This window comes from Synechococcales cyanobacterium CNB (assembly GCA_030263455.1).
Classification (GTDB): Bacteria; Planctomycetota; Phycisphaerae; order Phycisphaerales; family UBA1924; genus CAADGN01.
In genome coordinates this window covers 154,088-166,709 of record SZOZ01000011.1, presented here as the reverse complement: position 1 = coordinate 166,709, position 12,622 = coordinate 154,088, and the positions used below count along the sequence as shown (strand labels likewise).

11 protein-coding genes are annotated in these 12,622 nt (G+C 67.1%); 6 read left to right on the top strand and 5 right to left on the bottom strand.

Annotated features, from left to right (window positions below):
• Window positions 1-9: 9 nt before the first annotated feature.
• The 5 genes from FBT69_12125 to FBT69_12105 are packed head-to-tail and all read right to left on the bottom strand — an operon-like array spanning window position 10 to window position 5,394.
• Window positions 10-936 carry a TIM barrel protein gene (locus FBT69_12125; protein ID MDL1905540.1) on the bottom strand — a complete coding sequence of 309 codons (927 nt, stop codon included), beginning with the start codon at window positions 934-936 and terminating at the stop codon, window positions 10-12.
• A gap of 49 nt (window positions 937-985) precedes the next feature.
• A complete protein-coding gene (locus tag FBT69_12120; protein MDL1905539.1) occupies window positions 986-2,257 on the bottom strand; it encodes a Gfo/Idh/MocA family oxidoreductase in 1,272 nt (423 codons plus the stop codon).
• Between the two features lie 45 nt (window positions 2,258-2,302).
• Window positions 2,303-3,202, bottom strand: coding sequence for a sugar phosphate isomerase/epimerase (locus FBT69_12115; GenBank protein ID MDL1905538.1), 900 nt, complete (start codon window positions 3,200-3,202; stop codon window positions 2,303-2,305).
• Between the two features lie 36 nt (window positions 3,203-3,238).
• A complete protein-coding gene (locus tag FBT69_12110; GenBank protein MDL1905537.1) occupies window positions 3,239-4,558 on the bottom strand; it encodes a Gfo/Idh/MocA family oxidoreductase in 1,320 nt (439 codons plus the stop codon).
• 14 nt (window positions 4,559-4,572) lie between these two features.
• The gene (locus FBT69_12105) at window positions 4,573-5,394 is read right to left on the bottom strand and encodes a formylglycine-generating enzyme family protein (protein ID MDL1905536.1); all 822 of its coding nucleotides are present in this window, start codon (window positions 5,392-5,394) and stop codon (window positions 4,573-4,575) included.
• A gap of 1 nt (window position 5,395) precedes the next feature.
• Between FBT69_12105 and FBT69_12100 the strand changes: the two genes are divergently transcribed.
• The 6 genes from FBT69_12100 (at window position 5,396) to FBT69_12075 (ending at window position 12,612) form a co-directional block, all read left to right on the top strand.
• Window positions 5,396-6,388: an FAD:protein FMN transferase gene (locus FBT69_12100; protein MDL1905535.1), complete on the top strand. Its 993-nt coding sequence runs from the start codon at window positions 5,396-5,398 to the stop codon at window positions 6,386-6,388.
• Window positions 6,385-7,809 carry a Gfo/Idh/MocA family oxidoreductase gene (locus FBT69_12095; protein MDL1905534.1) on the top strand — a complete coding sequence of 475 codons (1,425 nt, stop codon included), beginning with the start codon at window positions 6,385-6,387 and terminating at the stop codon, window positions 7,807-7,809. Before FBT69_12100 ends, FBT69_12095 begins: the two co-directional genes overlap by 4 nt.
• A gap of 21 nt (window positions 7,810-7,830) precedes the next feature.
• A complete protein-coding gene (locus tag FBT69_12090; GenBank protein MDL1905533.1) occupies window positions 7,831-10,134 on the top strand; it encodes a DUF1080 domain-containing protein in 2,304 nt (767 codons plus the stop codon).
• 312 nt (window positions 10,135-10,446) lie between these two features.
• Window positions 10,447-10,641 (top strand): lysine biosynthesis protein LysW, encoded by a 195-nt coding sequence (gene lysW, locus FBT69_12085; GenBank protein ID MDL1905532.1) that lies wholly within the window; start codon window positions 10,447-10,449, stop codon window positions 10,639-10,641.
• A 52-nt stretch (window positions 10,642-10,693) separates the two neighbouring features.
• Window positions 10,694-11,578 (top strand): lysine biosynthesis protein LysX, encoded by an 885-nt coding sequence (gene lysX / locus FBT69_12080; protein ID MDL1905531.1) that lies wholly within the window; start codon window positions 10,694-10,696, stop codon window positions 11,576-11,578.
• On the top strand, window positions 11,575-12,612 hold the full coding sequence (locus FBT69_12075) for an N-acetyl-gamma-glutamyl-phosphate reductase (GenBank protein MDL1905530.1): 1,038 nt from the start codon (window positions 11,575-11,577) through the stop codon (window positions 12,610-12,612). The genes lysX and FBT69_12075 overlap by 4 nt, the downstream gene beginning before the upstream one ends.
• Window positions 12,613-12,622: the final 10 nt, after the last annotated feature.

Below are 12,622 nucleotides of genomic sequence, written 5' to 3'. Positions count from 1 at the left end.
AAGCCTCACTCAGAACCCGTCGGCCGCCCGGTAGGCATCGATGACGGCCTGCTCCCCCTCCGTGCCGGGGCGGCTGTTGCCGTGCTCCATGCCGACCACGCCCTCGAAGCCCTTGCGGTGGATGTGGCGGAAGACGTTGCGGTAGTTGATCTCGCCCGTGCCCGGCTCGGCGCGGCCGGGGTTGTCGCCGACCTGGAAGTACGCAACCTCGCTCCATGCCAGATCGATGTTCGGGATCAGGTTCCCCTCCGTGATCTGCTGGTGGTAGATATCGAACAGAATCTTGCACGCGGGCGAGTTCACGGCCCGACAGACCTCGAACGCCTGCGGAATCTTCGAGAGATACATGTTGGGGTGGTCGCGCCAGGGGTTGAGCGGTTCGAGCACCATCACCAGCCCGTGCGGCTCAAAAATCTCGCACGCGAAGCGCAACTGGTCGATCACGTTGGCCGTCTGGTATCCCATCTCCAGCCGTGGTTCGAGCGTGCCGGGCACGACCGTCATCCACTTCGCCCCGCAGCGCCGGGCGACGTCAACGGCCTGGCGGCATTCGGCAAGAAACTGCTCCCGGTCGTCCTTGTTGGCGCGGACGAACGAAGGCCGCCACGCCGTTGACGGGCTGGCGACGAAGACGCCCATCGTCATGCCGAGTTCTCGCAGCAGCGAGCCGATCTTCTCCTGCTCGTCGGCGGGCCGCCCCATCATGCCGTTGTCCTCGAAGGCCGTGAAGCCCTGGTCCGCCATGAAGCGGAGTTCGTCGAGGATGCCATCGGGGGCATGGTGCCTGAACATGCCCTGGTGCGGCGCGTACTTCAGTTTGAAGGGGGCGCGCCGGCCCGCGGGTGCACTGGTTGTGGTCATGGTGCTTCCTGTCGCGACTGACGCGATGGCCGCGCCGGCCGCGACCGTCGATGCGAGAAACTCCCGGCGTTCCATGCGTTCTCTCCGTGGTGCGGCGCCTGCGCTGTTCGTTGGTGACAGTCGATCAGACGAGCGGCGTGCGTCCGGGAATGGCGACCTCTGGCGTGGGCAGCGGCCCGAACTCGTAACTCGGGGGCGTCAGGTCCAGTTTGCTGTTCAGAGCCTGCTCCCACGTCACCTCCTGCCCGGTGTACGCGGCCATCCGACCCATGATGGCCGTGAGCGTGGATTCGGCAACGGTCTTTGCCTCGTTGCGACCCGACCCGTTCACGATCGACGCGACGAGATCGACGTGTTCCTGAACGTAGGGGCTTGGGTTGTCGCCACGGAACCGCCAGGCGTTCGCACCTTCGATGACAGCGAAGCCGGGGCGTGTTACCGCCTTGCCTTCCGCGCCGAAGATGCGTTCCTCGACCCGCGGCGGCGTGCCGTCGATCTGGCGGCACATGCTCAGCACGGTTGCTCCGGAGGGGTACTCGTACTCGACCGCGAAGTGGTCGTAGATGTGGCCGAACTTCGGGTCGGTGCGTGCCTGGCGCCCGCCAAGCGCGGTGCAGCGGGCCGGCGTCTCGCCGATGGCCCAGTTCACCACGTCGAGGTTGTGGACGTGCTGCTCGACGATGTGGTCGCCCGAGAGCCATGTGAAGTAAAGCCAGTTGCGCAGTTGCCACTCCATGTCTGTCCATGCCGGCTTGCGGTCGTGGACCCACAGGCCGCCCTGGTTCCAGCAGCACGAAGCGTGGACGATTCGCCCGAGGGCTCCGGCGTTGACTCGCTCCATCGCCTGGAGGTAGCAGGCCTCGTGGCGACGCTGCGTGCCCGCCACGATGCTCAGGCCTTTGCGCTCGGCGAGCATCGCGGACGCCAGGACCGATCGCACGCCCGCCGGGTCGACGGCGACCGGCTTCTCCATGAAGACGTGCTTGCCCGCGACAACCGCGGCGGCCAGGTGCGCCGGGCGGAAGTGGGGAGGCGTGGCGAGGATCACGCAATCCACGCCACCGTCACGGATGAGACGCTCATAGGCGTCGAACCCCGTGAAGCAGCGGTCGTCAGAGACCTGCACGCGATCGCCGAGTCTCGCGAGTTCGCTTCGGCATGACTCGACCCTGTCGGGCATCACGTCGGCGAGGGCGACGATGGTGGTGTTCGGCGCGGCTTCGATGGCGTTGAACGCCGCGCCCGTGCCACGTCCGCCGCATCCGATGACACCGACGCGGATAGTGTCCGACCCGCGTGCGAAGAACCCGTGTCCTGCCGCGAGCGGAGCCATCGCGGCCGCTGCCGTCACCGCCGCCGACGTCTTGACGAACTCCCGCCTCGTGTACGCGCTCATGGTTCGCTCCCTGCTCTGTGGGGCGGGGCCTTTCAGGCCCCGTCATCATCCACCAGTAAACACGCGATCCATTCTCGACGCAATGTCCCGAAGCCGTTCCGCGTCGCCTCCGCCGACTTCTGCTGCTGCCCAGCCCTCGTAGCCGATGTCGCCGAGCGCCGCCATGACGGCGGGCCAGTCGCAGTCCCCCTCGCCGATCTCAACGGCGAAACCCTTCCACAACCCCTCCTCGTCACGCTTGCGGCGGCTGAACTCCTTGATGTCGAGACGAGTGATGCGTTTGCCGAGCGTGCGGATCCAGTGCTCGGGCCAGCCGTAGTTCACGATGTTCCCGACATCGAAGTGCCAGCCGACCTTCGGTGACTCGAACTCGTCGACGTACCGCGCCGCCTCGATCGGGCTGAGCAGAAAGTGGTTCCAGACGTTCTCGAACGAGACCGTGATCCCGAGTTCCGACGCCAGTGGCAGCACGCGCCGGATCTCCTCCTGCGACCGCTGATAGGCGTCCGCGTAGGCGATGCGCTTGTTGACGACGGCGGGCACCAGCAGCACCGACGTGCCGCCGTAGGCCTTGCAGTCGCTGATCGCCTGTTCGAGCGCGGCCCGTCCCTGCGCGCGCACTTCCGCGTCCGGATCGCCGAGCGTCTGCCTCCAGTGCACCGAATCGACGACGCCAGGCACCTCCAACCCCGTCTCCTCGCTGGCGCGGCGAACCTCGTCGGCGGGCGGCCCTCCGGGCGAGTCCATCTCCACGCCTTCGAAGCCGCTCTCTCGGGCGATGCGGAACTTCTCGATGACGCTCGACCCTTCCACGATCATGCCGTACTTGAGTGCCTTGCGAAGCCGCGCACGTTCGGGTCGGACCTGCGTTCGAGCGATCGCGGGCGAGGCGGCAAACGCCGCTGCCGCGGCCGCAGAGGTCTTGACGAACTCACGCCGGGATATGTCATCGCACTCGATCACACGGCACGCCCCTCTCGTTCAGGCGAGTTTGGTCTGTCCTGGCACGGCGACAGGTGGGGTCGGCAGGTCGCCCCATTCGAGAGCGGCCGGCATGAGCGACTCCTGCGAGTTCAACGCCTGCTCCCACGACACGGTCTGCCCGGTGTACGCCGCCATCCGGGCCATGATGGCCATCAGCGTGCTGTTCGCCCCTCGCGTGCAGTCGTTGATCGGCTTGCCCGCGCGGATTGATGCGAACAGCTCGTCGTGCTCCACCTGGTACATGTCCTTGATCGGCCCGCGGAAGCGCCACCGCTCCGCGCCGTCGAGGCCCTTGACGACGTAGGTCGGCGCCCAGCCGTTCACGACAGCCGACCCTTCGGTGCCGTAGACATAGTCGGTGTTGTCGCCGGGGCAATGGTCGATCTGACGGCAGGTGTGGAACGCCCTCCGTCCGTCCTCGTACTCGTAGACGGCGGCGAAGTGGTCGAACACGTTGCCGTGCTCAGGGCCGGACCTCGCCGCGCGCCCGCCGAGGCACGTCACGCGCGCCGGCGGTAGGTCGCCCATCGCCCAAGCAGTGCGATCGACGGAGTGGACCGCCTGCTCGACGATGTGATCGCCGGAAATCCAGGTGAAGTGCCACCAGTTCCGCATCTGGAACTCGAGGTCGCTCCACCCCTCCTGTCGTGGACGGCGAGGCAGCGTGCCGGTGTGGTAGGTGGTGTGAACAGTGGTGACGCGGCCGAGCGCGCCGCCATTGACCTGCTCCAAGCACGCCCTCATGCCGGCGTTGTACCGCCAGCAGAAGCCCACAAGCAGGCCGAGGTTGCGGCGCCTTGCTTCTTCCGCCGAGGCGAGCACCGAACGCAGGCCCGGCCCGTCCACCGCCACCGGTTTCTCCGCGAAGGCGTGCTTGCCGCGTTCGATGGCGTAGGCGATCTCTCTCGCGCGGAAGCACGGGTACGACGTGAGAAGCACGGCGTCAACGCCGCTGTCGATGACGTGCCGGTAGGAGTCGAACCCGAGGAAGCGGCGCTCTTCAGAGACTTCGATGCGGTCACGCCACCGGGTGCTTCCCTCGCTCTCCTCTTCGTCGAGTGCGGCCATCGCGCCACGCAGGTTGGCATGGCAGGCATCGAGCCTGTCCTTGAACACGTCGCTCATCGACCAGAGCACGACGCCGGGGTCGGCGCGGAGCGCCTGCACCGCCGCGCCGGTGCCCCGACCGCCGCAACCGATCAGCCCGATCTTGATGCGGTCCGACCCGCCCGCGTGGGCGAGGATGGGCGTGGTGAGCGCTCCGACGGCGACCGCCGCGGCGGAGGTCTTGACGAACTCTCGTCGCGACACGTGCATGGCGCTCTTCGGCTTCACTTCTCGCTCCTCTCGGCCGGCGCGGCTGCCGGCGCTGGCTTCGGATTCGGATCACAGATCACGCGCACACCGACCCACGGACAATCCGCGAGCCACCAGACGCTCTTGGGAATCTGCGGGTCGCTGGCGTTCCATGCGGGGCTTGGTTCCTCGCGACGGTCGCAGCGGACGATCTCCGCGTCGTCGCGGTACGAGCCGCCACGGGCAACTCCCTTGCCGTCCGAAGTCACACACCACTCGGCGACGTTACCGAGGAGATCATGGATGCCGAGCGCGTCCGGAGCCTTCGTGCCGACCGCGCGGGTCTGGTACCCGGCGTTTCCGTCGTGCCAGGCCAGATGGTCGAGCGGGTGCTTCTCGAGTGCGGAACGGACACCTTGGGAGCAGAGCCGTTCCCATTCGGCCTCGGTCGGCAGGCGGTAGTGGAGACCGGACTTTGCGCTCAGCCAGTCGCAGAAGGCCTGCGCGTTCTTGAACGACATCGACATCGCCGGGAAGCCCGCGTGCCCGAAACCTCGATCCATCGTGACGTACGGTTTCGTGGGTCGCGCCACGCCGTCCGCCGGCGCTTCCGGGTTCGGGCGGTCGAGGGCGTAGGTGAAGACGTCGTACACGTCCCACGGCATCTCGGTCCGGCTGACCCACAAGCCTTCGCTGTCTCGCTCGCCGGGCACCCAGACGAGATCGAACGAAACCGTGGTGCCTTCGATACCCTGCTTGAAGGGTTTGCCGGGTGTCGGCGGATCCCCCGCGACGCTTATGGAAGCCGCGATGCAGCCCACGAGCATCGCAGTCAGACGATTCCAGAAACGAACCATGATGCCCTCTCGAATCCAGGTGGTCCTTTGCTGCTTGTGCTTGCTCACGCTGTTGCTCTCGGGTTGCGGTGCCCGGCCGCCCACGGTTGCATCCGATCGCTCGGCATCCGAAGACGCCCTGACTCGATACGAGTTCGCTCAGGTCCACATGGGCGTTGAGTGCAGGATAACGCTCTACGCGGGTCAAAGGGAGTCGGCCGAGAAAACCGCCGCTCTGGCCTTCCAGCGGATCGCGGACCTCGACGCCTGCCTCAGCGACTGGCGGCTCGAAAGCGAGTTGAACCGTCTCAGCGACGCCGCAGGCGGACCTGCCATGCCCGTCAGCGAGGACTTGTACCGGGTTCTGGACCTTGCGCGACGGTTTTCCGAAGCCACAGGGGGAGCATTCGACCCGACCGTCGGTCCGGTCGTACGGCTCTGGAGACAGGCACGCCGAGAGGGTCAACTCCCGGATCGTCAGGCCTTGGAAGGCGTCCTCGGAACCGTGGGATGGCAGGGGATCGAGCTGCACCGCGATATCCGATCGGTGAGGCTGGCTCGCCCCGGCATGAGGCTCGACCTGGGTGGCATCGGTAAGGGCTTCATTGCGGATCGGGTGGGCGAAGTGCTCCGCGACCAAGGTGTCTGCTGCTTTCTTGTTGACCTCGGCGGAGACCTGCTCGCGGGAGATGCACCGCCGGATCGTGCGGGTTGGACGGTCGTGGTCCGGACGGGTCACGGGGATGCCACGACGCTCACCGTGGCCAACGCGGGAGTAGCGACGTCGGGAGATACCGCCCAGTTCGTCGAGATCGAGGGCGTCCGGTACTCCCACATCGTGGACCCGCGAACAGGCCTGGGCCTCACCAACTGCATCGCGGCCACGGTCATCGCCCCTGACGCAACGACCGCCGATGCCCTCGCCTCGGCGGTCTGCGTGCTCGGCGAAATCGAGGGCAAGGCCGCAGCCGTTCGATTCGCCGGAGTCAGCGTCCTAGTCGAGCATGCCCGATGATGCGGGGGCAACTTGACGGTACGCTGTTCCATCGGACAACCCCTTGGCGGGCGGAACGGAGGCCGAGAATGGGCAGCGGCATCGATCGACGCGAGTTCATCGGATTCACCGCGGGTCTGGCGGCCGGAGCCGCGCTCATGCCCGCGGCCTCGTGGGCACGAACGCTCGGAGCGAACGAGCGCATCCGCCTCGGCGTCATCGGCTGCGGAGGGCAGGGCCGCTGGCACGTCGGCGACTATCGCAGGAGGGCGGAAGCCGACAACGTCGTGGTGACGCGCGTCTGTGACGTGTACCGCAGGCGCCTCGACCAGGCGATCGGCACGATCGGCGGCTCCGAATCCAGCGGCACGCTCGATTACCGAGAGGTGCTGGATTCCAAGGACGTGGACGCGGTGGTCATCGCCACGCCAGACCACTGGCATACAAAGATAGCGATCGAGGCGATGGAGGCCGGCAAGGACGTTTTCTGCGAGAAGCCGCTCTCCCACACAATCGAGCAGGCGATCGAGTGCCGCGACGCCGTGAAGCGCACGGGGCGGGTATTCGCGGTCGGCCCGCAACGTGCGAGCGACGACCTCACCTGGAAGGCGCGTGACGCGATCGCCGCCGGTCGCATCGGCAAGACGGTCTGGAGCCAGGGTGCGGTTTGCCGGAACTCGCGCGACTTCCAGTTCAACTGGGGGATCGACCGAGACGCGGGACCTGCCGCGTCCGGCGCTGGCTATGTGTGGTGGGACCGCTGGCTCGGCTGGGAGCACGGGCTGGCCGAGAAGATCCCGTGGAACCCCGATCACTTCTTCCGTTTCCGCAAGTACTTTGCCTACAACGGCGGCGTGGCGACGGACCTGATGTACCACGTCCTCGCGCCGCTCCTGCTCGCCATCAGGGGGCCGGACGGCGAGTACCCGCGCCGCGTCGTCGCCGCGGGGGGGCTGTACATTCAGAAAGACGAGCGCGACATCCCAGACACCTCGATGGTCATGGTGGATTACCCGAGCGAGCACACCGTCGTGCTCGTGAGCGTGATGACCAACGACGAGACGCCGTCGCTCGCCATCCGCGGGCAGCACGGGTCGATGGAGTTCGCCGACGGGCTGATCGTGCGCGAGCAGCGGCCCTGGTTCCCCGAGTTCCGTGCCGCCAACAAGGAGTTCCTGCCCGAGTGGGGCATGGTGCAGGATGCACGGGGGCGTTTCGTTCCCGACCCACCCAGCGGGGAGATGTCCTACACCGTCGCCCGCGAGCCGCGCCGCGACACCAACGGCAACTTCCTCGACGCGATCCGCGGTGAAGCGCAGCCCAACTGCAACGCCGAGCTGGGCTGCGCGACGATGGTCGCCATCAAGATGGGCGTTGAGGCATACCGGCAGAACAAGGTCTTCGTCTGGGACACCGAGCGGCAGAAGGCCGTTCCGTCCTGACCGCACGCAGGAACCACGCACATGCGCACGCTCATCGCCCTCATCTCACTCGTCGCACTCGCGTCCGTGGCATCCGCGACGGTCAGCCCGCCGCCCGGGTTCCGGTCGTTGTTCAATGGTCGCGATCTTTCCGGGTGGCAGGGGCTTGCGGGTGATCCGCCAGCCGTCGCCGCGATGAGCGATGACAAGCATGCCGAGGCACAGGCCGCTGCGAACGAGGCCGCTCGGACGCACTGGACCGTGCGCGACGGTGTCCTTCATTTCGACAAGGGCTGGACGAGCCTCCAGACAGTCGAGTCGTTCGGCGACTTCGAACTGCGTCTGGAATGGCGCATCGAACCCGGCGGGGACAGCGGCATCTACATCCGGGGATGCCCGCAGGTGCAGATATGGGACAACCCGATCGGCTCGGGTGGCCTCTACAACAACCAGCGCGAGCCGTCAGGGCCGATCACGGTCGCCGATCGTCCGCCCGGCGAGTGGAACGAGTTCCGCATCATCGTCCTCGGCGATCGAGTGACGGTATTCCTCAACGGCGTGCTCGTCGTGAACGACACGACGCTCGAAAACTACTGGGACCGCACGAAACCAGTTCCCGCGAGCGGACCGGTCGAGCTCCAGGCGCATGACACGCCCCTGCAGTTCCGCAACGTCTGGGTCCGCGAACTGGACACAACCCCTCACGAGCCGGGCCGCATGGACTGGTGGCGGGAGGCCCGCTTCGGCATGTTCATCCACTGGGGTCTATACGCGATCCCCGCGGGCGTCTGGAACGGACGCGAAGTGCCCGGTGTCGGCGAGTGGATCATGTACCACGGCCAGATCAGCCCGAAGGACTACGAGCCGCTGGCCGCCCGGTTCAACCCCGTGAAGTTCGACGCCCGTGAGTGGGCGCGGCTCGCGCGTGAGGCCGGAATGCGCTACCTCGTCATCACGAGCAAGCACCACGACGGCTTCTGTCTCTTCGACTCGGCGTACACCGAGTACGACGTTATCGACGCCACGCCGTTCAAGCGGGACATCATGCGTGAACTCGCGGACGCCTGCCGCGCCGAGGGCATCCGCGTCGGCTGGTATCACTCGATCATGGACTGGCACCACCAGGACGCGGGAGGGGAGCGATTCCCCGCCTACGCCGACGTTCTGCGCAAGCAGGTCGTGGAGCTGCTCGCCAACTACGGACCCATCGACGTCATGTGGTTCGACGGCGAGTGGATTCCCGAGTGGACCGTCGAGCACGGTGTCGAACTCGAACGCCTCTGCAGGGCCGTCAGCCCCTCTGTCATCGTGAACAACCGCGTCGGCAAGCGCGGCGCGGGCATGGGCGATATGACCCGTACCGTCGGCGACTTCGCCACCCCTGAGCAGACCGTGCCGGCGACAGGGCTGCCGGGGCTGGACTGGGAGTCCTGCATCACGATGAACGACACATGGGGCTTCAAGACCAGCGACCAGAACTGGAAGTCCGCCGAGGAACTCCTCCGCATGGTCGTGGATATCGCCAGCAAGGGCGGGAACCTGCTGCTGAACGTCGGCCCGACCGCTGAGGGACTGATCCCGCAGCCGAGCGTGGACCGGCTTCACGCGGTGGGCGCCTGGCTCGATCGCAACGGCGAGGCGATCTACGGCACGCAGGCCAGCCCCTTTCGCCGTTTGCCTTGGGGACGCTGTACACGCCGGGGCGAAACACTCTACCTGCACGTCTTCGATTGGCCCGGCGATGGACGACTCGTGATCGACGGACTGCGAAACCGGGCGGGGGCTGCTTGGTTCCACGCCGATTCTCGCCGCCGTCCCTTGCCCGTGGAACGGGATGGCGAGCGGGTTGTCATCCACCTCCCGATGGAGCCGTCCGACCAGCCTGTGACCGTCGTCGTGCTTCAGATCGAGGGCGAGCCGGATGTGGCGATCGCGCCGGTCAGGCCTGGTCCGGACGGCGTGCTTGTACTCCACGCACGCGATGCGACCGTCGAGGGCGTCCACGCCCAGTATGAGGTCGGCCACGGCAAGGACAACATCGGGTTCTGGACCGATCCGGCTGACGAGGTTGTCTGGGACACGGAAGTGCCATCCGGGCGGTATTCCGTCGAGGTCGAGTTCGCCTGTGATGCCGGGTCTGGCGGTGCGTTTGTCGTGCAAGTGGGGGAGAGCCGAGCCGACGGACGGATCGTGCCTACAGGGTCATGGACGAAGTTTGCGATTCTCGACCTGGGGCCGATCGGCGTCGAGCAAGCCGGGGTTCACCAGGTCCGCGTCCGGCCGGTTCGCATCGACGGCCTTGCCCTGATGAATCTCAGAGCCGTCCGCCTCAGACCTGCCGATTGATGGCGGGAAGCACTTCCCCGACTTGACCAGCCGGGGAGAGGGAGATATGTTCACGCCGTCACCATGACCGAGCGGTACTCCATCTGCACGACAATCGCCGGGGCCAACGGGCCTGCGTTGTGCGCTGCCGCCTCGAAACTGCTGAAAGTCAAAGGCCTGCCGGTGATCCGGCCGCGCTCGTGACTTCAGCAGGGCATCCGCTCTGAAACTGGACGAACACGGGCCTGGCGGGATCACCCGACAGGCCTGCGGTGTTTTTGCACCCTGATCCAAGCACGGAAACCCCCCGACACGAACGAAAGGAGCCAACAGATGACACCCCCCACAGCCACCGCCACGACCGTCGCCGCCTGCCCCGAGTGCGCCGCGGAGGTCCGCCCTGCCCGCAGCCCGCTCCGAGGCGAGGTGCTCCGCTGCACCGATTGCTCGGCGGAACTCGAAGTGACGAACGTCAGTCCGCTGCAGCTGGAACTCGCGCCGACCGTCGAGGAGGACTGGGGCGAGTGACCTCGCGGCAACGCCAGGTGGTCCCAAGTACGAGCCTCTTCGGAGAACGTCCATGCGAATCGGGTTGCTGTACTCGCGAGTGCGAGTCGAGGAACGGCTGCTGATCGAGGAGTTGCAGCGCCGCGACGTGGAACTGGAACTGCTCGATGTTCGCACCCTGGTCTGGGATCTCGACGACGCGGGGTCGTGGACGCGGTTCGATGCCGTCGTCGATCGGTGCATCAGCCAGACGCAGGCCGCGGCGGCGGTGCGGATCATCGAATCCTACGGCGTGCCTTGCGTGAACCCTGCACGCGTGATCGACGCTTGCGGCGACAAGCTGGCGACGACGCTCCTGCTTGCTCGTGCTGGCGTGCCATCGCCGCGAACCAGGGTCGCCGTGGATGCCGAATCCGCGTTGCAGGCGGTCGAGGCGATCGGGTACCCGGTCGTGCTCAAGCCCACGGTGGGGTCGTGGGGCCGGCTGCTGGCCCGCGTGAGCGACCGGGACGCCGCCGAGGCGGTGATCGAGCACAAGGCCACACTCGGCGGACCGCAGCACGGGGTCTTCTACGTGCAGGAGTATGTCCGCAAGCCGCAGCGTGACCTGCGGGTGTTCGTCGTGGGCGACCGGGCCATCTGCGGCATCGTCCGGCACAGCGCGCACTGGATCACCAACACGGCACGCGGCGGCCGGGCAGAGCGGCTGGACATGACGCCCGAGGTCGAGCGTGTGTGCGTGCAGGCAGCGCGGGCGGTCGGCGGCGGTGTGCTCGCCATCGATCTGCTCGAATGCCCCGAACGCGGGCTGCTCGTCAGCGAGGTCAATCACACCATGGAGTTCCGCAACAGCATCGAGCCTACCGGCGTGGACATCCCCGCCCGCATCGTGGACTTCGTCACGGACGTGGTGGCCGGCAGGCACGCCGCGGAAGCGATCGCGCAGGGGGCCGCATGAGCGGGCGGCGGCTCAGGGCGTCGATCGTAGGCGGGTCCGGCTACGGCGGTGGCGAGGCGCTTCGCCTCCTGCTCGATCACCCTTGCGTCGAGGTCGCGCAGGTCACGTCGCGGACGAAAACCGGCGTGTTCGTTCACAGCGTGCATCCGAACCTCCGCGGCCGCACGACGCTCCAGTTTGTCCCGCCGGACGCCCTCGAAGCCTGCGACGTGCTCTTCCTGTGTCTGCCGCACGGCGAGGCGGCGGCTGCCATCGACCGCTATGCCGCTCTCGCGCCGCGCATCATCGACCTCTCGGCCGACTTCCGGCTCCGCGACGCAGCGGCGTACCAGCAGTGGTACGGCGAGCCGCACCACGCACCGGCGTGGCTTGACCGCTTCGTCTACGGCCTGCCGGAACTGCACCGGGATCGCATCCGCGGGGCACGGCTGGTCAGCGGCGTCGGGTGCAACGCAACGGCGATGAACCTCGCCCTGCTTCCGCTGGCGGCGAAGGGCTTGATCCGGTCGGTGGTCTGCGACGTGAAGGTCGGCTCGTCTGAGGCGGGCAACGCCGTCACCCCGGCGAGCCACCACCCGGAGCGGGCGGGCGCGGTTCGCTCCTACGCACCCACCGGACACCGGCACGCGGCCGAAGTTCAGCAGGAACTCGGCGACTTCGACCTCCATGTCTCGATGACCGCGGTCGAGATGGTGCGCGGCGTGCTCTGCACCGCCCACGTCTTCCCGACCCGCCGGCTGGACGAGCGCGAGCTGTGGTCGCTCTTCCGCGAGCGGTACGCCGGTGAACCGTTCGTCCGAATCGTGAAGGACCGAGCGAGCATCTACCGCCTGCCCGAGCCTCGAATCCTCGCGGGCACGAACTACGCTGACGTCGGCTTCGAGCGCGACCCCCACTCGGATCGCATCGTCGTCGTCTCCGCGATCGACAACCTGATGAAGGGCGCTGCGGGGTCCGCCGTGCAATGCATGAACCTCATGTGCGGCTTCGACGAAACTGCGGGCCTCACCTTCACAGGACTTCACCCGGCATGACGGAGGAACG

Excerpts from the sequence above, each read along its gene's own strand:
- FBT69_12125 (MDL1905540.1), bottom strand. The coding sequence starts at position 936 with ATGGAACGCCGGGAGTTTCTCGCATCGACGGTCGCGGCCGGCGCGGCC.
- FBT69_12120 (MDL1905539.1), bottom strand. The coding sequence starts at position 2,257 with ATGAGCGCGTACACGAGGCGGGAGTTCGTCAAGACGTCGGCGGCGGTG.
- FBT69_12110 (MDL1905537.1), bottom strand. The coding sequence starts at position 4,558 with ATGCACGTGTCGCGACGAGAGTTCGTCAAGACCTCCGCCGCGGCGGTC.
- FBT69_12105 (MDL1905536.1), bottom strand. The coding sequence starts at position 5,394 with ATGGTTCGTTTCTGGAATCGTCTGACTGCGATGCTCGTGGGCTGCATC.
- FBT69_12100 (MDL1905535.1), top strand. The coding sequence starts at position 5,396 with ATGCCCTCTCGAATCCAGGTGGTCCTTTGCTGCTTGTGCTTGCTCACG.
- FBT69_12095 (MDL1905534.1), top strand. The coding sequence starts at position 6,385 with ATGATGCGGGGGCAACTTGACGGTACGCTGTTCCATCGGACAACCCCT.
- FBT69_12090 (MDL1905533.1), top strand. The coding sequence starts at position 7,831 with ATGCGCACGCTCATCGCCCTCATCTCACTCGTCGCACTCGCGTCCGTG.
- lysW (MDL1905532.1), top strand. The coding sequence starts at position 10,447 with ATGACACCCCCCACAGCCACCGCCACGACCGTCGCCGCCTGCCCCGAG.
- lysX (MDL1905531.1), top strand. The coding sequence starts at position 10,694 with ATGCGAATCGGGTTGCTGTACTCGCGAGTGCGAGTCGAGGAACGGCTG.
- FBT69_12075 (MDL1905530.1), top strand. The coding sequence starts at position 11,575 with ATGAGCGGGCGGCGGCTCAGGGCGTCGATCGTAGGCGGGTCCGGCTAC.